This window comes from Nocardia sp. NPDC050408 (assembly GCF_044458905.1).
In the GTDB taxonomy this organism is placed as follows: domain Bacteria; phylum Actinomycetota; class Actinomycetes; order Mycobacteriales; family Mycobacteriaceae; genus Nocardia.
This window is the reverse complement of record NZ_JBITIL010000002.1, coordinates 949922-969641: the sequence shown is the minus strand read 5'-3', so window position 1 is coordinate 969641 and position 19720 is coordinate 949922. Positions and strand designations below refer to the sequence as shown.

Below are 19720 nucleotides of genomic sequence, written 5' to 3'. Positions count from 1 at the left end.
CTATTCGGTGCTGGAGATCGCCCGTTCGGGGCAGGACCGGACGGCCTCGCGCACGTTGTCCTGCTGATCGGCGGGAACGTCTTCGCTGACCGGTGACGAATGTCCGTCGATTTCACTGAGCTCGAACACTTTCGGGGCGATCATCGCGCACAGCGTGTGCCCCTGACAGCGCTCGGCATCGACTCGAACCTTCACGGTATTTCTTCCCTTCAGACGCGGTAGTCGTACCACTTCAGATAGCCGCCGGCATCGACGCGCAGCTGGGTACCGGTGATGAAACGGGACTCGTCGGAGGCCAGGAACAACACCGCGTTGCTGATCTCCTCCGGCTCGACATAGGGGACCGGCATGGCCTGCTGCACGAAGAAGGCGGGTTCGGCGTCGGCACGGGTGGGATGTTCGAGATCCGGGCGGAACGACCGGTACATCGGCTCGCTGTGCAGCATGGGGGTGTCGCAATTGGTCGGGTGCACGACATTGGCCCGAATACTGCTTGCCGCCAAGTGGGTGGCTATCTCGTGGATGTATTGCGACAGAAGGCGTTTGGCAACCATATAGGCGACACCACCGGGATCCTTGCCCGGCTGATCGACCTTCGAAAAGTCCATCAGTGCCGCGGTCGAACCGGTGGCGATGATCGATGCGCCTGCGCCGAGATGCGGCAGCGCCGCCTGTACGGCATTGATTACGCCGATCAGGTTGGTATCGATGACATCGGACCAGGCCTGCCATTGCGGCTCGCCCTTCATACCGGCGATACCGGCTTGCGCCACCACGATGTCGAGATGGCCGAATTCGGCGATACCGCGCTCGATTACCGCGGCGAGTTGCGGTCGGTCGCGCACGTCGGCCTGTTCGGCGATGATGCGCCGTCCGGTCTTCTCGACGAGGCGGGTCGTCTCCTGCAGATCCTCCGGGCGCGATAGCGAGTACTGGATGCTCTCGATATCACGGCAGATATCGACCGCGATGATGTCGGCACCCTCCTCGGCAAGTTTTACCGCGTGGCTGCGGCCCTGGCCTCGCGCGGCTCCGGTGACGAAGGCGACTTTGCCCTGCACACGTCCCACGGGTCTTCCTTTCGGTCCTACTATTTCTGGGCTGCGCCACCCGTGCCGGGCACGGACGGGTTCAGGTATTACGGCCGCCGTTGACGCCGAGGATCTGCCCGGTGATGTAGCCCGCGTCCTCGGAGATCAGGAACGAGCACGCGGCGGCGATATCGGCGGGTCGCCCGACCCGGCGCACCGGGGTGCGTTGGATGTGCTCCTCGATGGTTCCGCCGAGCAGCTGCTTCTCCTCGGATCGGCGCAGCATGGGGGTGTCGATAAAGCCCGGCGGGACCGCGTTGACGGTGATTCCGTACGGACCCAGTTCCAGGGCAAGCGATTTGGTGAGGCCGTTGAGTCCGGATTTGGCCGCCACGTACGCCGCCATGAACGGCTGGCCGGAGTGGGTGCTCGAGGAGGAGATATTGACGATGCGACCCCAGTTCGCGGCCGTCATATCCGGCAGTACGGCCTGGACAGTGTGGAAGACGCCGTGCAGGTTGACGTCGATGATGTGCTGCCACTCCTCGAAGGTGAGGTTCTGGAAGCGGCGGTACTTCTCGATTCCGGCGGCATTGACCAGCACGGTGATCGGACCCAGCTCGGCGCGCACATCGGTCAACGCCGCGGCGATCTCGTCCGGTTTCGTCACATCGGCTTGATAGGCGAAATCTTCCTCGGCGGCCGGGTTCAGGTCGAGGGTGGCGACGTGCAGGCCATCAGCGCGCAGACGCTCGACAATCCCGAGGCCGATGCCCGAGGCGCCTCCGGTGACCACAGCGGTTTTCACGCAAGAATCTCCCTTCCGAATGTTGAGAACCGTACTCTCGCGCTGATCGTATGCGCAAGACTTCCCGGGTGCTGCCGGGAATCGGCATGTGAGGGCTGATGGTCATCCGCGCGCAACGGGGTGTTGCCCATTTCGGAATGTTGCTACAGTCGCGCAAGCGTTGAACGTATGATTCTCCAATAGCGAGAATGAAGTTTCCATTTGCTGTCGAGGAGACCGGATGTCAGTGCAAGAACAAGTGGCCGCCCGGCCGGAGCAGGTTCCGGCTCGGCGGCTGCTCGTCGACGGACAGTTGATCGAGACCGGGCGCACCCTCGCCTCGCTCAATCCGGCGACCGGCGAGGTGTACGGCTACGCGCCGGAGGCGGGCCTTACCGAGACCGCCGCGGCCATCGCCGCGGCCCGCCGGGCCTTCGACACCACGACCTGGGCCACCGACGCCGCCTTCCGCGCGCACTGCCTCGAACAGCTCTACCAGGCGTTTCGCGATAACGTCGAAGAACTCCGGGCGCTGACGATCGCGGAGGTCGGCGCGACGAGGCAGCTCACGCACGGTAACCAGCTCGAAATCCCCTTCGAGATCGTCCGCTACTACGCCGAATTGCTGCCGAAGTTCACCTTCACCGAGGAACTCGACGACGTCGAATTCCGCGGTCAGCGCCATCGGCGCTGGGTCGAGAAGGAGGCCGCCGGTGTGGTGGCAGCGATCGCGGCCTACAACTATCCGCACCAGCTCGCATTGGCCAAACTCGCGCCCGCGCTCGCGGCCGGATGCACGGTGGTGCTCAAGGGCGCACCGGATACGCCGCTGGCCACCCTCGCGCTCGGCGAGATCATCGCCCGCCACACCGACATTCCCGCGGGTGTGGTCAATGTGCTCACCTCCTCGGATGTTGCTGTCGGCGAACGGATGACGACCCATCCCGATGTCGACGTGGTCACCTTCACCGGTTCTACGCCGGTGGGACGCAAGATCATGGCCGCGGCAAGTGCGACGCTGAAGCGGGTATTCCTGGAGCTCGGCGGGAAGTCGGCGGCGATCCTGCTCGACGATGCCGACTACCGGACGGCCGCGCAGTTCGCGGCGTTCAGCATTGTCAGCCACGCGGGCCAGGGCTGCGCGCTGACATCCCGGCTGCTGGTGCCGAGCAAGGACCACGACGCGATCGTCGAGATGGTCGCGCAGAACTTCGCGCATGTCCGTTACGGCGATCCAAGCGATCCGAAAACCTATATGGGCCCATTGATCAGCGAACGTCAGCGGGACAAGGTCGACGGTCTGGTGCAGCGTGCGGTGGCGGCGGGTGCGAAATTGGTCAGCGGTGGCGAGAAGGTCGACCCGGGCTTCTTCTATCAGCCGACGCTGCTGGCCGGCGTCGATCCGGACAGCGAAATCGCCCAGGAGGAAGTCTTCGGGCCGGTGCTCGCGGTGATCCCGTACGAGGATGACGACGATGCCGTACGGATCGCGAACAACTCCATCTACGGCCTGTCCGGCGGCGTCTTCAGCGCCGACGAGCAGCGGGCGCTGGCGGTGGCGCGGCGCATCCGCACCGGCACCATGAGCATCAACGGCGGCAACTACTTCGCCGCCGACGCACCCTTCGGCGGCTATAAGCAGTCCGGTATCGGCCGGGAGATGGGAGTCGACGGGTTGACGGAATTCCTGGAGACCAAGACCTTCGCGGCGGTGGCGCGATGAGCGAGCGCAGCGAGCGAACAATCAACACAGCCGGGCGACCGCTCGTGACGCCGCCGAGCGCTAGCGAGGCGGCGGCATGAGCGGGCCACTCGACGGGATCCGCGTCCTCGAGGTCGCGATGTACGGGTTCGTGCCCTCCGCGGGCGCCGTGCTCTCCGACTGGGGTGCGGACGTGATCAAGGTCGAGCACGCGGTCACCGGTGACCCGCAGCGCGGGCTACGCCAGATCGCCACCTTCAAGGTCGAGGGCGAACCCAATCCCAATGTGGAACATGCCAATCGGGGCAAGCGCAGTATCGGGATCGATATGTCGGTGCCGGAAGGCCGGGCAGTAATCCACGACCTGGCCAAGACCGCGGACGTATTCCTCACCAGCTTTCTGCCGCAGCACCGAAGCAAGTTCGGCATCGATGTCGACGACATTCGCGCGGTGAACCCGGCGATCATCTACGCCCGCGGCAGCGGTCTCGGCCCGCGCGGCGCGGAGGCCGACAAGGGCGGCTATGACATGACCGCCTACTGGTGCCGTGGCAGTGTCGCCGCAACCATCACTCCGCCCGATATCGACGGACTTATTCCCCCGCCCGGACCCGCGTTCGGCGACACCATCTCGGGAACCAATCTGGCCGGTGGTATCGCCGCGGCGCTGCTGAAGCGGGAACGCACAGGTGAGCCATCGATCGTGGATGTGTCACTGCTGAGCAGCGGGCTGTGGTCGATGGGCCACACCATCGCGCTCTCGGCGTATATGGGTGAGCCGCTGCGGGCGTTTCCGACCGGATCACACGGTTCGCCGTCGAATCCGCTGTCGGGGTTGTATGCAACCAAGGACGGTCGGTATCTGTCGCTGGTCATGTTGCAGCCCGGCAAATTCTGGGCCGACGTATGTCGACATATCGATCGTCCGGATCTCGCCGAGGATCCGCGCTTCGCCGATGCCGCGGCTATCGCGACCAATACCGCTGTGGCCGTGGAGATCCTGCGCGAGGTATTCGCCACCCGCACACTCGCGGAGTGGACCGAGCGTTTCGCGACCCTGTCCGGTCCTTGGGCTCCGGTGCAGGACGCACTCCAGGCCGTCGACGATCCGCAGGTGCAGGCGAACGAATATGTCCGCAAAGCCGGTGAGCTGCAGCTGGTTTCGAGTCCGGTGCAGTTCGATCTGACCGCACCCGAGCTGCGTCCCGGCCCGGAGTTCGCCGCACAGACCGATGAGGTCCTGCTCGAACTCGGCCTGGACTGGGACCGCATCATCGCGCTCAAAACCGCGGGTGCGATCACGTAATTCGTTGGAGTACCCATGACATACATCGCTTCGATAGGGACCTACCTGCCGTGCTGGGGCGCCCAGCGCCACCGGGTGCTCGGTGACGACGAGGACGCGATCACCCTGGCCGTGGAGGCCGGTCGGGCCGCGCTATACGATGCCGGTCCGGTGGAACGGGTGGTCGTGGTCAGTCGCGATCTGCCGCTGGTGGAAAGCAGTAATGCCGCGGTCCTGCTGGCAGGGCTGGGTTTGGATCCGGAACTGGAGGTGATCGAGCGGCTCGGCGGCGCGCCCGCCACCCTCGACTCGCTCAGTTCCGCCCGGCCGCGCACGCTGATCATCGGGGTGGATACCGAGCCCGCGGGCGCGGCCGCGGCGTTGATCTCCGATCGCGGCCTACAGGTACGCACCGCCGCCAGGGTGGCGCGCAGTCTGCCGGTGCGCACTCGCAACGCCGTTGGAGCCGTGCACGATTACGGCGATCCGCGACTGCTGCACACGCGTGGCCTGTTGGCCTCGTTGGCGGCGGCTTGGCTCGATACGCCGGTAGCGGTGGCCGGGGTCGAGGATAAACAGGCGGCCGCACTGTGTCTCGGCAATCCGCCGTCGCTGCCGACGGTGGGCGCCAGCGCCGGGCTGTTCGCGTTGGCGGCCATGGCGGAATGGGGTAGCACCGGTTTGCTGGTGGGAGTGGAGCAGGCCAGTCTGTCCGGCATCACGGTGGCCGCTGGTACGGCCGTGCTGCACCGGCGCGAGTCGACGGCCAGGATGCTGCCCGAAGGCGACCTGTGGCCCGGATCCGAGATTCCGATCTCGCTGGCCGCCTACGAGCGCGCATTCGAGGCGAAGGTGCGATGGGAGGCCGGAAAGCACTCCGGCAGTGACGATCTGGACTTCCCACCGCGCTATCGGGTCGCCGCGGACGGCGGTCTGAGCACCGATTACACCCTGGTGCCACTGCCACGCACCGGCAGCGTGTACACCGAGGCCACCGTCGCATTGCCGGTGCCGGGTCTGAAGAGTCCGTACACGCTGGTGATTGTCGAACTCGATGACGTCGGGGTGCGGGCGCTGGCGAAGGTGACCGGCGCCGACCCGGGCACCGTGGCGATCGGGGACCGCGGCCGCATGGTGCTGCGCAGGGTCGCGGTGCGCTCGGGGGTGCCCGACTATGGCTACGCATTCGAACCGGAGGTCGTGCTATGAGGGAAGTGGCCATTGTCGGCGCGGGTATGACACCCTTCGCCGAACATTTCGCACTCGGCGTCAAGGATCTGGTGCCGATGGCCTTCGCCGAATGTGCCGCCAGCATCGATAAGGGCTTGGCCACCTCCGATCTGCAGGCGGCCTGGTTCGGTGCGATGGGGAATACCGACGGCTTCCCTGCCGGGATTGTCGCTGATGCGCTCGGCCTCCCGGATCTGCCCGTGACCCGCGTCGAAAACTCCTGTGCGACAGGCAATGACGCGGTGCGCAACGCCCTGTTCGGCATCGCCTCCGGTGCGTTCGACGTGGCCTTGGTGGTCGGTGCGGACAAATTGCGTGAGACAGCGCAGAAGGACATGCTGTGGGAATGGGAGGCAATGGCGCGCGATATGGCCTGGGACTACCCACTCGGCCTGATCGCGCCCGTCGGATTCGCGCTGCACGTGGCCCGATATCTGCACGAATCGCCCGCGACCAGAGAACATTTGGCCATGGTCGCGGTGAAGAACCATCGGCACGGTGTGCGTAATCCCAAGGCCCGCTTACGTTTCGAGATCAGCATGGAACAGGCGTTGGCGGCGCCGATCGTGGCCGGACCGTTCGGGCTCTACGATTGTGCACCGCAAAGCGATGGTGCGGCGGCGCTTGTGCTCGCCGCGGCGGATGTGGTCGACCGCTACACCGATCGCCCGGTGTGGATCCGCGGCGTCGGCCTCGGCCTGGATTCGGTGATGCACCAGCACAAACAGGATATGACGACCTTCCCGGCCAGCGTGCGAGCCGCCAAGGCGGCCTTCGCGATGGCGGGCCTGACGCCCGCCGATGTCGATGTCGCCGAGGTGCACGACTTCTTCACCGGTATCGAACTTATCAGCTACGAGGACCTCGGCTTCGCCGAGCGATTCGGGGCCGCGAAACTGATCGAGAGTGGGGTCACCGAGGTCGGCGGCGCGCTGCCGGTGAATCCGAGCGGCGGCCTGAAAGCAAAGGGGCATCCGCCGGGGGCGACCGGCGTTGCCCAATGCGTCGAGTTGTTCGAGCAGTTGCGCGGCACTGCGGTCAATCAGGTCGATGGAGCGCGTATCGGCTTGGCGCACAACCTAGGCGGGCCGACAGCGGTGTCGGCGGTGACGATCCTGGAAGGACCCGGCGCTTGACGGCGGGGTCGAACGCCGTCGCACTGGTTTCAGGCAGCGCGAAAAGTCGTCGTGCCGTATTGGACTGGGCAGCGCGGTGTGTCGGCCCGGCGGGGACTGTGCACGTGGTCTGTGACGGGGTCTCGCCGTCGATGCTGTTCGGATCCATTGCGCTGAGCGGGCTGTTCGTCGACGCCGTCGGACTCGAGGCGGTGGACTTCACCAGCACCGCCCGCATTCTCGCAGTGCACGGCTGCGGCTGGAGTTGGTGGTGGGGGCCGGTCGGCGCGCACGCCGTCGCGGTGCGGCGGGCCGCGGCACTGGGCGCGGTCATGGCGCTGCCGACACGCTCGCTGACGCTCCAGGTGCGGGTCGCGGTGCGGCTGCCCGATGCCGACCACGACCTCGCGGCAAAGAAAGGTCGGGCCAGCTAGTCCAGCGCGACTCCGTCTTCGTGCGCCATCCAGTGCACGAAACGGTGCAGCGGATACATGGCGTCGTGTGGGTTGCCGATCGTGCTCGGTCCGGCTTCGCCGAGGCGGACGATGCGCTGCGCGCCGCCGCTGGCCAGCCGGTCGCGGTAGTCGGCCATCCGATCGAACGGAAAGAAGCCGACCGTCTGCGTCGCCACATTGACGTATCTCATCGCCGCATCGAGGCTGTCCACGCGAACCACGTTGGCGGTCTTGTTGATCGGATGGAAGTCCACCGGTTCATCGGAACGGATTACCAGTCCTTTGCCGTCGGTGCGGCCCCAGACCCGGAACTCATCGTCGAGCATCGTCAGGGTGTCGATCTGCTCACGCAGGTCGATATCGAGCGGTCGGGTGTCGCCCGTTCCGGCCGCCCGGTCGACGATGCGGGCGTGCAGCCGTGCGCAGAAGCGGTCGGCGTCGGCCTGATCGGCCTCGACATAGACGAAACGGCTTGCGACACAAGCCTCCTGGTTGAGCACCATCACATCGGCGGCGGCGAGTTCGGCTGCGCGGTCGAGCGCCTCGTCCGAGGCGAAGGCCTCCAGGCCGACCATCGAGATCGACGTCTTCGGATCGAAGGACACCAATTGGAAGCCCGGCCCGAGGTATTTGATCACGTTATCGATCGCCTCGCCGCCACCCCAGGCGACGATCTTGTCGAAATACTGCGGCCGGTACAGCACCCGTTCCACCGCATCGTCGCCGCCGCGCCAATAGAGCGCGGACATCGACCGCACAATGGCATGGTCGGGATCGATATCGGCCATGGTCCGGAGGAGCGCCACCGTGGTGAACGGATCGCTCGAGGACATCTTGAACAGATTGACCGCCTTGACAAGCGCGCCGTGGGCAATAGATTTCACCGCGACGCCGGGGGAGTTGCCGGGCAGCACATGGATCAGTCGGGGTGCGAACGCCCGCACGAAACTCTGGCGACCGGTGAAGTCGTGCTTGGGAATCCACTCGTCCAACGCCCGCGGGTCCGGAAAATTCTGTTCGACCACGGTCTCCAGCAGCCGCTTGTCGAGATATCCTGCCGCACCGATGACCTGCGCCCGCAGCACGGTGCGTGGCAGCACATGGGTGGCCGACATCCGGTCGATACAGTCGCGCACGAAGGGGTTTTCGGGGGCACGCAGTCGTCGACCGGTCTCGACGAGGAAATCGATGATCTCCGCGAGTGGGACATTCAGCAGCGGCGGCACCGCGCTGCGCGGATGCACCGCACGGTCCATGGGTATGCGCGGTGTCGTGAAGGTGACGCCCAGATCGCGCGAGCGGTGCGTGACGTCCTCGCCCTCGAGTAATTCGCCGCGCAGGAAGAACGGGGCGGCTGCCACGGTGTCTGTGGTGGTCAAGACAGCCCCCGCACGTACGCGTCGACGGTTCCGGCGCAGCCGATCTTGTCGTCGCCCTTGATATCGGCGTATCGGACGATGTCATTGCGGATGGACGGCCCCTTGTTGCCACAGGCACAGGGGTCGACATCGAGTGCGATCTTGTCGCCGGTGATGATTCCACCCCAGCGTCCGTCCAGCGAGAGGTCGAAAAATGCGGCGCGGCCTTCGATTTCGCCGGATTCGTGCGGCAACAGGGTCGCACCGTCTTCGTCGAGGATGAACGGCACGATCCATGGTGGTATGTGATACCGATCGCCCCTGCGGCACTTGGGCATTCCGGAATTCAGTTCTTGCATCGAATAGTTCTGGAAGTCTCGGTCGGCCGGAATATTGAAGGTCTGATGGACGAATTGCTGGTAGTCCGGCGGCAATTGCGCGCGCTTGAGCCCACCGCCGACGTAGAGGCAGTTGTCGGGGTGGAAGTCCGCGGCGGAGTAGCCCAAATCCCGGACGATCACCGCCACCTGATACAGCGCATTCCACATGCCCGAGATGTAGAGCTTGTCCGCGCGATAACGCACGAGCGCCTCGGCCCCGGCAATCATCGCTTTGTCGAGCGCCTCCTGCCGCTCACGAGAGGTCCGGTCGAAATCGGCCAGTTCCTCCGGCCGGGCGGTGCCGTCGGCGATCTTCTTGCGCAGCACCACCATTTTGGTCAGCGAGCCGACGGTGATCGGTGGAATCGGCAGGCGGAAACGCTCTTTGGCCGGATCACCGAACGCCGCCTGCTGAGCCGCTGCGATGACGGTGTTCTTCGGGACGGATGCGGTGGCGGCGATCCCGACCATTCGCCGGTCCTGTGCGGGACGCACACCCGAACCCCAGGAGAAGACATTGACCGTATCCTTGCGCGACCATTCCATATCCCGGCCCGAAGCGAGCAGCATGGCCGACTTGCCCGTCGTTCCGCTGGAACAGGAGACGTAGTGCCCCGCGGCCTGCAGCCGTGCGATCCACTCGTCGATATCGGCGATGTCCGAGGTGTCGATCGGGCTGATGGGGTAGGGCGATACGGTGCCGAGCCACTTGCCGAGCCGATCCCACTTCTCCTCGATCAGAAAGCTTTCCGGATAGCTCTTGTAGACCGAGTGCGGGAACAGCAGCTGCACCATATCCGCGCGGTCGCGGATATCGGTGACACCGGCCTCCCGCGCGCGGTGCCCCAGCAGCTTGATCCGGTCGCGGTGCTGCCGGAGCTTTTCGTCGAGTGCCGCCACCTGGGTTTCGCGCAGGTCGGCGGCGCAGTGGTCGAAGCGATCGGCGGCATCGGCCAGCCGTGTCAGAGTTTCGATGGCTGAGCTCACGGGGGAGTCCTTCCCGGTGACGTTGCCCGCTGGAAAAATGGCAACTCATGCGTATCATTATTAGCGATCGGAGGCACGATGACGCAAGCGGCAATTTCGAGGAGGCGGGGATGACGGAGGTCGGTCCGCCGATTCGGCGCGCGGCCGGGCGGCCCACGCGGGCACAGGCCGAGGCGCGGCACGAGGAATTGCTCGATACCGCACTGGATCTGTTCCTGGAGTACGGCTACGAGCTGGCGACGATCGACACGATCGCCGGTCGTGTGAATATGACCAAACGCACCGTCTACGCCCGGTATCCCGATAAGGCATCACTTTTTCTCGCCGCCGTCCGGCGCGCCATCGAGCGACAGGTCGTGCCCCCGGACGTGCTCGCGGGTTTCGATAACGGCGATCTGGCCGAGACACTGACCGCGGTCGCCCGGCTGCGGATCGATCAGGTGATGACGCCGAACGGGCTACGCCTGCAACGCATTATCAATACCGAGAGCTATCGCTTTCCGGAGATCTTCGTCGCCAACTACGAACTCAGCGCCGGACCTGTCGTCGACTTCGTCGCGGGCGTCCTGGACCGCGCGATCGCCGCCGGTACGATCGCACCGACCAACTCCGATCAGGCCGCCCGCGCCTTCATGAGCATGGTCGTCGGCGGCCAGGTGCGCACCATCGTGGCCGGTCGCCCACCCACTCCCGAACAGCTCGAGGAGCGGGTCCAATTCACCGTCGGGCTCCTGCTGGATGGCCTGCGGCCCCGCTGAAATCACTGAGAGGCAACGACTTTGACATTCGAGGTAGGCCGTCCGGTCGCGGTCGTCACCGGAGCCAGTTCCGGCATCGGCGCATCGACCGCCGAAAAGCTGGTGGCACGTGGCTGGCAGGTGATCGGTGTCGGTCGTGACCGACAGCGTTGTGCAGCCGCACGAACGCGGATCATGGCCGCCGTGCGCGACGGCGGCGCATTCGACATGGTGCGCGCCGACTTCACCCTGATGAGGGAGGTGGCGCGTGTGGCTACCGAGATTGCGAGCCGCACAACGCGGTTGGATGTCTTGGTCAACAACGCGGGTGGCGTGCGGGATCGGCGGATCGTCACCGCCGAAGGCACCGAGGCCACCTTCGCGACCAACCACCTCGCCCCGTTCCTGCTCACCAGGGAACTGCTGCCGCTGCTGCGAAAGAGCGCGGCGGGCCTGCCACCTGGATCGGTGCGCGTGCTCGCCGTATCGTCGAGCGCACATCGTGCGACCGAGGGCTTCGATTGGGCGGATCCGCAGAGCCTGAACGACTTTCACCCGGCGACGGCCTACTGCCGCGCGAAACTCGCCAATATTCTGTTCACCCGCGAACTTGCGCGTCGAGCGGCCCCCGACGGCATCATCGCCCAGGCCATGCACCCGGGCGTCGTCGCCAGTAACTTTGCCGCACATGGTGATACGGCGATGCAGGCCCATATGGCCGCCGCCGATACCGTGTCACCGGATGAACCGGCCGAGACTCTGGTGTGGCTGGCAACCGATCCCGAGGGCGGTCGACACGGTGGGCGCTACTTCTACCGGAAGACGGTGGAAACACCGGCAACCGTCGCCCTCGACGATGTCACCGCCGACCGCCTCTGGACCGAAAGCGAGCGCCTGCTCGCGGATTTCGGGTTCTGAAAAGATATGCGCTTGCGCCACGAGCACGGATTGCCTTGCGGCTGTGGTCAGATCGGCTCCCAGATCGTCATCCGAGTATTGGCGGGATCGATAGAGGGGCTCAGCCGCATCCGGCCGTCCTTGGAGCGGGCGATCAGCTCCTTCATGACGATGTCGATATCGCCCTCGATGTCATAGACGGCCAGATATTCGACGGGCTGATCCCCGGTGGTCCGCAAACGATGGCGCGTACAGGATTTCACTCCATCGATCGCGAGCATATCCGGGACGTGGACGTCGTGCTGCCAGGTGTTGTATTCCTCGTCCCGGCCGGGCTGCGGGCGGGAGAAAACCATCAACTTCATATCGTCCCTCGGTCAGTGTGCCTGCTGGGCATAGGCTTCGGCGTATTGTTTGCGCGACTTCGTCGAAATATCCCAACCCGCGGCCTTCGCTCGCAGCGCGCCGACGGTGGCCTGCTCCTTCGGGGTGTGCTCGAACGGATCGAAATTCAGGAACCGGCAGGCGTTCTGCCAGGTGATCTTGTTGATATCGGTGTCGTCGGCGTGGGCGGCATTCAATTCCTTCAGCACGAATTCGGGTGCGTCGGGCCACAGCGAGTCCGAGTGCGGGTAGTCGCATTCCCACGCGATTATGTCCATACCGACCGCGTCCCGATAGGTGAGTGCGGTCGGGTCGGTGACATAGCAGGCGATGACGTGCTCGCGGAAGACCTCGCTCGGCAGCTTGCCGCCGAAGTCGCGCCGCAGCCACCTCTGGTTGGTGTAGTGGCGATCGGAGCGATCCAGGAAGAACGGGATCCAGCCGATGCCCCCTTCCGACAGCGCCACCTTCAGATTGGGGTAGGAGCGAAACGCGGGACCCCACAGTAGATCCTGGACGGTGATCTGGGAGACAGTCGGTGCCAGGCACATCAGATTGTCGATCGGCGCGTCCGGCGCCAGCTTGAGCGCCCCGAATCCGGTGCCGATATGCAGGTTCATGACCAGACCGGTTTCGTTCAGCGCCGCGAAGACCGGTCCCCAGAAGTCCTCGTCGAAATAGCTGGGGCTGCCCTGCAGGTGCGGTAGTTCCGCCATTGTGACCCCGTGGAAGCCCTTCGCCGCGACACGCCGGATCTCGGCGACGGCCAGTTGCGGATCCCACAGCGGCAGAATGGCGTTCGGGATGAACCGGCCAGGGTAGACCTCGCACCAGCCCTCGAGATGCCAGTCGTTGTATGCCTGGATCATCGCGACGGTGATCTCGTCCTTGAAGTGACTCAGGTGGCCGGCGCTGAATCCGGCGAAGGTGGGAAAGCACATCGAGGCCAGGATGCCGTTCGCGTTCATATCCCGTACGCGGGCGTGGATGTCGTAGACACCGGGCCGCATTTCCGCGTAACCAGCCGGGTCGTACCCCCACTCCTCCGCCGGCCAGGAAACGACCGCGTTGAGCCCGGTGACCCCCGTCGGTTTCCCGCGGTAGACCCACCGGTCGACACCCTTGTCGTCGACGATCACCTTCGGTGCCAGGTCGGCCCACTTCTTCGGTACCCGGCCGTCGAACATATCGAGCGGCTCGACGACGTGGTCGTCGATGCTCACCAGAATCATGTCGTCGATGTTCACGTGACTCCTCGCTGTTCGTGGGAACGCCGGGGGTGCGCCTCCACCCCGATCTCGACAAGCGGAGAGATGGTCAGTCTTCATTTCAGAGAATGCCACTCTCGCTGTGAGGTCGACCATACACCCTGCGTGCGGGCGCGGTCGACAAATTCCCACCGGGATATCGGCGGCGAGCTGTCGCAGCCGAGTAATGCCCCTGCTGGATGCTGAACTAGTGCTCAAACTCTGACTGAGCGTACGCACGGATCACGAATCTGCGGCCTCGATTGTGGTCGCGGCAGATTCGGTTGCGGTCGCCCCGAACCTGGCCAGGTACTGCTCGACGAATGCGACCAAATCGGCGTGGCCGAGCGTGACGCCCACGGCATTTTCGGTCGCGATGACGCCGGAGATGCTGGCGATCAGCAGTGATATCACCACCGGTGGCAGCGCGGTGAGGTCGAGCCCGTTGGCGCGGGCGATAAAAGTCAGCGCGGTGACCTGGATATCGCGGAAACGTTCGATATAGGCGGCGATTTCGGTGCGGATGGCCGGGCGCTGGTTGGCCAGGGCCATGAATTCCTGCTGTAGCCGGGTGCCGTGCGGTTCCCGGCTGAGCTGCCACAGCGCATGCAGCGGCTGCTCGGAGAACACGGCTTGGCGCTGCCGTTCCAGATTGGCCTCCGCCCCGCGGCGGAATACCGCCAGGAACAGGTCGTCCATGGTCGGGAAGTAGTAGTGCACCAGCGCGGGTTTGACCCCGGCCAGCGCGGCGACCCGCCGTGACGTCGCCGCGGCATGTCCCTGCTCGAGCATGATCCGCGCGGTGGCGTCCAGGATGGCGAGTCGGGTGGACGAATCCTGCGCGCCGACCCGGCGTGACCGGGTGGTGGTGGCTGTCGACTCGTGCGCGCTCGAACGGCTCCTTGACCTGTCATCCGTCACGGTGTTAAGCATATGCATATCTTGAGTTTGGGCAGTAGTTCAGCATGTCGAGGCGCAACGACTCGCGTGCTGCCGTACCGAAGAGGCGCATCATGACCGTCACGGCCGTCCCCGTCACCGACCACATCGGACTGGAAATCACTGGACTGTCCGGCCATCAACTCGCCGACCGGCGCGTTGCTGACGATCTGCGCGCCGCGCTCGACCGATACGGGGTGGTGATCTACCGCGACGCCCACATCGACGACGACGCGCTCGTTGCGCTGAGTCGCCTGCTCGGCGAGGTCGTGGTCGCGCCGTTCGGCGGGGAGAAGTCGCATCCGGAGGTATCGGCCATCACCCGCGATCCGGCCAAGAGCGTGCTTGCCGCCTATCGGGAGGGCACATTTTTCTGGCATATCGATGGCGCGACCGATGCCATCCCGCAGCTGGCCACCCTGCTGACCGCGCTCGAGGTGGCCGCCGACGGCGGTGGCACCGAATTCGCCAATACCTTTGCCGCCTATGCGGCGCTGCCGGACGCGGAGCGAGTCGAACTCGAAACCCTGCGCGTGGTACACAGTTTCGCGCATGCGCAGTCGCTGGCCAATCCGGATCCGACGGATCGGGAGCGGGCCGCCTGGGCGAAGGTGCCGACCCGGGTGCATCCGCTGGTGTGGACGCGCAAGAACGGCCGCAAGTCGCTGCTGATCGGTGCGACCGCGGCGCAGGTCGTCGGCATGTCGGCGGACGAGAGCCGGGCGCTGCTGGATCGGTTGCTCGAATGGTCGACCCAGTCGCGGTTCGCCTTGCGGCATCAATGGCGGCCCGGCGATCTGGTGGTGTGGGACAACACCGGCATGCTGCACCGTGCCCAGCACTATGAGGTGAGCTCACGCCGGTTGATGCACCGCACCACCCTGGTCGGCGAGGAAGCCGTCGCCTGACGGCGGCGGTATCGACCGGCCCGCCTCCTTGTTTCCGCTGCAGAATGGCATTATCGTGCGACGAGAATTGCATTTCCATTCGAGTTGGTAGCGCAAGCGATGACGCGGGAGTCCCCATGATCGACAACACCAGCGAAGCGCCGATCGACCTGATCTGGGAGCTGACCCACGCCTGCGATCTGTCCTGCATCCACTGCTCGTCCAGCACACCTGGCCGCGATCCGCGCGAGCTGAGCACCGCCGAATGCAAGGCGCTGATCGACGAACTCGAACGGATGCGGATCTGCCGTATCGATATCGGCGGCGGCGAGCCCACCGTGCGCCCCGACTTCTGGGAACTGGTCGACTACGCCACCGCCAAGCGCATCGGAGTGAAATTCTCCACCAACGGAATTCGGATCACGCCCCATGCCGCGCGGCGGATCGCCGGGAACAGCCACATCGATGTGCGGATCTGCCTCGATGGCGCGACCGAGGCGGTCAATGATGCGATGCGCGGCACCGGGGCGTACCGGGCGGCGGTGCGCGCGATGGAGTTGCTTGCTTCGTCGGGCGTCTATGGATTCGAGCTGTCCGTCACGATGACCAGCCGAAATATCGGCCAGATCGATGCTTTCAAGGCAATCGCCGATATGTTCGGTGCGCAGCTTCGGCTGACCCGGCCATCTGGCCGCGTCTCGGACGAATTGCACCCCGCGGCGGACCAGGAGCGGATGCTCGATGACTGGCTGCGCCAGCACGAAACCGATGTCCTGACCGGAGCGTTCTTCCACCTGTCCGGCTACGGCGAATCGTCGCAAGGGTCGAACTTCGGCCGGGTGATGTGTGTGATCGACCCGGTCGGCGGTGTCTGCGCGTTCGCTGACCACAACCAGTTCCACACCGCAAACATCCGTGCCGCAGGCGGATTCGAATTCATCTGGCGGAACTCGGAACTGTTAACCGAACTGCGTAGCCAGCAGAGCAGCACGGCGTATACGGAATGTATGGATGGAGATGGTGATTCGGCGCTGGCGGGGGTCGGCCGCATAGCCGGGTCGAAGCTGTCGGAGGACTATTCGCATCGGCGGCGACCGGTTGCCGAATATCCGGCGGTTCGGAGGTCGGCGTGACTTCGCGTTCGGAGCATCGGCGAGTCGCGCTCGTCACCGGTGCGGCGCGGGGGATCGGTGCGGCAACGGTACGGGAACTGGCGTCTCGCGGCTGGTCTGTGCTCGCGGTGGATCTGGCGACCGATGATCCCGCGCTGCCCTATCCGATGGGCAGCAAACGTGAACTCGTCGCGGTGGCGACCGAGGCGAGCAGTCGAGTGAACCGGGTAGGTGCCGTGCGGCCGTATGTTGCCGACGTACGCGAGCCCTCGGCGCTACAGGCCGCGGTGGCCGAGGCGGTCGGGACCTGGGGCGGGCTGGATGCTGTGGTCGCGGCGGCCGGGGTGATCGCCGGTGGAGTTCCGCTGTGGGAGATGCCGATCGAGCAGGAGCGCGCGGTGCTGGATGTCTGCCTGGGCGGGGTCGTGAACCTGGCGCGGGCGGCCGTACCGGCGCTGCTGGCCCGACCCGCACCGCGATCAGGGCGGTTCCTGGCCGTCGCCTCCGCGGCCGCGACCAAGGGTCTGCCCCAGCTGGCCGCCTACTGTGCGGCGAAAGCCGGTGTGACAGGGCTGATTCGAGCACTCGGTGCCGAACTCGGCGGCACCGGGGTAACCGCGAACGCGGTGAGTCCGGGCTCCGCGGATACCGCGCTCCTGGCCGAGATAGCGCGCCTGTACCGAATGCCCGATCCGACGGGTTTCGCGGGCCGGCAGCCGATCGGACGGTTGCTCGACCCGGGGGAGATCGCCAGTGTCCTGGCCTTTCTGGCGGGGCCGGACAGCAGTGCGATGATCGGTGCGACGGTCGCCGTAGATGGTGGCCTCGCGCTGTGAACAATCCAGCGCCCGAGTGGTTTCTGTTCTTGCCGCAGATCAAGCTGCGCGTCGAGGACATCGTGGAACGGGCTCACGTGGCCGAGGACAGCGGGTTCGACGGCATCGCTTTCATAGACCACCTGGTCGCGCCCGGCGCCGAACAGTTGCCCCTGTGGGAGGCCATGACGGTAGCCGCATGGGTGGCTGCGCGGACCGAGCGACTGCGGATCGGACATCTGGTCCTGTGCGACTCGTTCCGGCATCCGGCGGTGCTCGCCAAGGAGGCGGTGACGCTACAGGAGGCATCGGGCGGCAGATTCGAACTCGGCCTCGGTGCCGGTTCGGTGCCGCACGAGCTGGTGGGATTCGATATCACCCGGGACCGCGCGGCCGCGCGACGCGATCGGCTGCGGCGCAGTCTCGAACTGCTGCATCAGTATTGGGGTGCACCGAATACCGAGGGACCGGCGCAGGTGCCGTCGCCGAGCACACCGATTCCGATTGTCATCGGAGGTACCAGCGCACCCCTGCTGGAATTGGTGCGTGGCTATGCGACCTGGTGGAATCTGCCTGCACCGCAACTGAATCGGCTGTCCGAACTACTGCCCGAGATCGGATCGGCGCGGATATCGATTCAGCAGATGGTCGGCTTCGTCGGTCATGGGCAGGATGCCGCGGAGGTCCGTGCGCGCAGCAGTCGGCGATTCGGTCAGCTGGGTGACAGCCTTGTCGTCGGTGACGCCGCACAACTCCGCACGCACTTCGGCGAGCTCGTCGAGCATGGCGTCGAGCGGTTCTATGTGTGGTTCACCGATTTCGCCGCGCCGGAGACTTTGGCGGAATTCGGCGCGACGGTCATCCGGGAGATGCCGCGCGCCTACCGCAGCTGATCCTTCATCACCTTCCCGGTGGCGTTCAACGGCAAAGCTTTCCGGAACTCCACGACGCGCGGCACCTTGTAACCCGCCATGCGGGTCTTGACCCACACGATCAGTTCTTGTTCGGAGATCGGGTCGATGGTCACGACGAACGCCTTGCCGACCTGCCCGAGCCGCTCGTCGGGAACACCGACCACCGCCACCTGAGCAACCGCCGGATGCTGTAGGAGAACGCCTTCGATCTCGGCCGGATAGGCATTGAAGCCGCCGACGATGAACATATCCTTCTTGCGGCCGATGATCCGTAGCCGGCCGTCGGCATCGAGACTGCCGAGATCACCGGTGTGCAGCCAACCTTCGGGGTCGATCGCCGCAGCGGTCGCCTCAGGATCGTCGAGGTAGCCCTGCATGACGGAGTATCCGCGGACGAGCACCTCCCCGTCATCGGCGATGTGCACCTCGACGCCATCGCAGGCGGTCCCGACGGTCGTCGCGATCTGCTCGAAGGTGTCGCCCGGGCGCGACGCCGTCGCGGTGCCCGCCTCGGTGAGCCCGTATCCGGTCATGATGGATCGGAACGGCAGCTCCTCGTGCACCCGGCGGATCAGTTCGACCGGAATATCGGCGGCCCCGGTGACCGCCGCACGCAGCGACGACAGCTCGTATCGGTCCTTGGCCTCCAACAGCGAGTGATAAAGGGTCGGCGGTCCAGGCAGCATCGTCACCCGCTCGCGCTCGACCAGCTCGAGCACCCGATCGACATGGAAGACCGGGACCGGCAGGATGGTCGCGCCGCGAATGAGCGACGCGATGATCCCGGCTTTGTATCCGAAGGTGTGGAAGAACGGATTGACGATCAGATAGCGGTCGCCCTCCCGCAGATCGGCCAGTTCGCACCATTCCGCATACAGCCGCAGCGTCTGCAGATGATTCATCATGACGCCCTTGGGCTTTCCGGTCGTGCCCGAGGTGTAGATGATGTCGGCGATATCCGTCCCGCGCACCCGCCGTTCGTAGGGTGCACCGCTGGACAGGAAGTCCGACTTCATATCGATCACCGGCACACCGTCCGGACCCGTGTAGTCCACGCCGAGGAAGCCCTGCTGCACCAGCAGCAATTTCGCGCCGCTACGGCGCACGATATCGTCGGCCTCCTCCGCCGTGAACCTTGTGTTGACCGGAACGAGCACACCGCCCGCACTCAGCAACCCGAACGCCGCGATGATCCACTCGGCGGAATTGGGCGCCCAGATCGCCACCCGATCGCCCGCGCCGACACCCGCCGCCGTGAATGCGCCTGCGGCGCGGCGGACCCGGTCGGCGAGTTCGGTGAAGCTCAATCGCAGTGACCCATCGACGACCGCTTCGGCCGAACCGAAGCGGTCGGCCGCCGACAGGACCATCTGCGGGATGGTCTCCCAGCTCATACGCTGTGCCTTCTTGGCGTATGTGTGGGGCCCTGCGTGGTTATGCTTCGCTGCCGTCTCCGGG

The 19720-nt window shown here is 65.4% G+C and carries 20 protein-coding genes; 11 read left to right on the top strand and 9 right to left on the bottom strand.

Translation table 11 applies throughout. The features are described from left to right. The 3 genes from ACIBJI_RS09240 to ACIBJI_RS09230 form a co-directional block, all read right to left on the bottom strand. A complete protein-coding gene (locus ACIBJI_RS09240) occupies positions 1–195 on the bottom strand; it encodes a ferredoxin (RefSeq protein WP_364342790.1) in 195 nt (64 codons plus the stop codon). 14 nt (positions 196–209) lie between these two features. Beyond that, positions 210–1070: a mycofactocin-coupled SDR family oxidoreductase gene (locus ACIBJI_RS09235; protein WP_364342787.1), complete on the bottom strand. Its 861-nt coding sequence runs from the start codon at positions 1068–1070 to the stop codon at positions 210–212. 61 nt (positions 1071–1131) lie between these two features. Then, a complete protein-coding gene (locus ACIBJI_RS09230) occupies positions 1132–1839 on the bottom strand; it encodes a 3-oxoacyl-ACP reductase FabG (RefSeq protein WP_364342784.1) in 708 nt (235 codons plus the stop codon). A gap of 220 nt (positions 1840–2059) precedes the next feature. Here ACIBJI_RS09230 and ACIBJI_RS09225 point away from each other — a divergent pair, with 220 nt between their 5' ends. From ACIBJI_RS09225 to ACIBJI_RS09205, 5 genes are all read left to right on the top strand, one after another. Further along, positions 2060–3541 (top strand): aldehyde dehydrogenase family protein, encoded by a 1482-nt coding sequence (locus ACIBJI_RS09225; RefSeq protein WP_397083633.1) that lies wholly within the window; start codon positions 2060–2062, stop codon positions 3539–3541. Positions 3542–3617: 76 nt separating this feature from the next. Beyond that, positions 3618–4826 carry a CaiB/BaiF CoA transferase family protein gene (locus ACIBJI_RS09220; RefSeq protein ID WP_397083631.1) on the top strand — a complete coding sequence of 403 codons (1209 nt, stop codon included), beginning with the start codon at positions 3618–3620 and terminating at the stop codon, positions 4824–4826. A 15-nt stretch (positions 4827–4841) separates the two neighbouring features. Further along, positions 4842–6014 (top strand): OB-fold domain-containing protein, encoded by a 1173-nt coding sequence (locus ACIBJI_RS09215; RefSeq protein ID WP_364342775.1) that lies wholly within the window; start codon positions 4842–4844, stop codon positions 6012–6014. Beyond that, a complete protein-coding gene (locus ACIBJI_RS09210) occupies positions 6011–7171 on the top strand; it encodes a thiolase C-terminal domain-containing protein (RefSeq protein WP_364342772.1) in 1161 nt (386 codons plus the stop codon). Before ACIBJI_RS09215 ends, ACIBJI_RS09210 begins: the two co-directional genes overlap by 4 nt. Then, on the top strand, positions 7168–7584 hold the full coding sequence (locus ACIBJI_RS09205) for a hypothetical protein (RefSeq protein WP_364342769.1): 417 nt from the start codon (positions 7168–7170) through the stop codon (positions 7582–7584). Before ACIBJI_RS09210 ends, ACIBJI_RS09205 begins: the two co-directional genes overlap by 4 nt. Here ACIBJI_RS09205 and ACIBJI_RS09200 read toward each other — a convergent pair. Together ACIBJI_RS09200 and ACIBJI_RS09195 are read right to left on the bottom strand one after the other, a co-directional pair. Next, positions 7581–8984: an acyl-CoA reductase gene (locus ACIBJI_RS09200; RefSeq protein WP_397083630.1), complete on the bottom strand. Its 1404-nt coding sequence runs from the start codon at positions 8982–8984 to the stop codon at positions 7581–7583. The genes ACIBJI_RS09205 and ACIBJI_RS09200 overlap by 4 nt on opposite strands. Then, positions 8981–10330 (bottom strand): hypothetical protein, encoded by a 1350-nt coding sequence (locus ACIBJI_RS09195; protein WP_396958125.1) that lies wholly within the window; start codon positions 10328–10330, stop codon positions 8981–8983. The genes ACIBJI_RS09200 and ACIBJI_RS09195 overlap by 4 nt, the downstream gene beginning before the upstream one ends. 110 nt (positions 10331–10440) lie before the next feature. Between ACIBJI_RS09195 and ACIBJI_RS09190 the strand changes: the two genes are divergently transcribed. After that, the gene (locus tag ACIBJI_RS09190; protein WP_364342761.1) at positions 10441–11088 is read left to right on the top strand and encodes a TetR/AcrR family transcriptional regulator; all 648 of its coding nucleotides are present in this window, start codon (positions 10441–10443) and stop codon (positions 11086–11088) included. 21 nt (positions 11089–11109) lie between these two features. Then, positions 11110–11985 (top strand): SDR family NAD(P)-dependent oxidoreductase, encoded by an 876-nt coding sequence (locus ACIBJI_RS09185; RefSeq protein ID WP_364342758.1) that lies wholly within the window; start codon positions 11110–11112, stop codon positions 11983–11985. 47 nt (positions 11986–12032) lie between these two features. Here ACIBJI_RS09185 and ACIBJI_RS09180 read toward each other — a convergent pair whose 3' ends face one another. The 3 genes from ACIBJI_RS09180 to ACIBJI_RS09170 all read right to left on the bottom strand — a co-directional run bounded on the left by ACIBJI_RS09180 (position 12033) and on the right by ACIBJI_RS09170 (position 14516). Next, a complete protein-coding gene (locus ACIBJI_RS09180; protein ID WP_364342755.1) occupies positions 12033–12329 on the bottom strand; it encodes a hypothetical protein in 297 nt (98 codons plus the stop codon). A 12-nt stretch (positions 12330–12341) separates the two neighbouring features. Next, entirely contained in the window at positions 12342–13595 is a 1254-nt protein-coding gene (locus ACIBJI_RS09175) for an amidohydrolase family protein (RefSeq protein WP_364342752.1), read from the bottom strand. Positions 13596–13838: 243 nt separating this feature from the next. Beyond that, entirely contained in the window at positions 13839–14516 is a 678-nt protein-coding gene (locus tag ACIBJI_RS09170; protein ID WP_397083628.1) for a TetR/AcrR family transcriptional regulator, read from the bottom strand. A 92-nt stretch (positions 14517–14608) separates the two neighbouring features. Here ACIBJI_RS09170 and ACIBJI_RS09165 point away from each other — a divergent pair, with 92 nt between their 5' ends. The 4 genes from ACIBJI_RS09165 to ACIBJI_RS09150 all read left to right on the top strand — a co-directional run bounded on the left by ACIBJI_RS09165 (position 14609) and on the right by ACIBJI_RS09150 (position 18241). Next, on the top strand, positions 14609–15442 hold the full coding sequence (locus ACIBJI_RS09165; RefSeq protein WP_397083626.1) for a TauD/TfdA dioxygenase family protein: 834 nt from the start codon (positions 14609–14611) through the stop codon (positions 15440–15442). A 116-nt stretch (positions 15443–15558) separates the two neighbouring features. Further along, positions 15559–16554 (top strand): mycofactocin radical SAM maturase, encoded by a 996-nt coding sequence (mftC, locus tag ACIBJI_RS09160; protein ID WP_397083624.1) that lies wholly within the window; start codon positions 15559–15561, stop codon positions 16552–16554. After that, positions 16551–17369, top strand: a complete 819-nt coding sequence (locus tag ACIBJI_RS09155) for a mycofactocin-coupled SDR family oxidoreductase (protein ID WP_364342743.1) — start codon at positions 16551–16553, stop codon at positions 17367–17369. The genes mftC and ACIBJI_RS09155 overlap by 4 nt, the downstream gene beginning before the upstream one ends. Continuing rightward, the gene (locus ACIBJI_RS09150; protein ID WP_397083623.1) at positions 17366–18241 is read left to right on the top strand and encodes an LLM class flavin-dependent oxidoreductase; all 876 of its coding nucleotides are present in this window, start codon (positions 17366–17368) and stop codon (positions 18239–18241) included. Before ACIBJI_RS09155 ends, ACIBJI_RS09150 begins: the two co-directional genes overlap by 4 nt. Here ACIBJI_RS09150 and ACIBJI_RS09145 read toward each other — a convergent pair. Beyond that, entirely contained in the window at positions 18229–19656 is a 1428-nt protein-coding gene (locus tag ACIBJI_RS09145; RefSeq protein WP_397083621.1) for a FadD3 family acyl-CoA ligase, read from the bottom strand. The two genes, ACIBJI_RS09150 and ACIBJI_RS09145, sit on opposite strands and share 13 nt — an antisense overlap. Positions 19657–19720 lie beyond the last annotated feature (64 nt).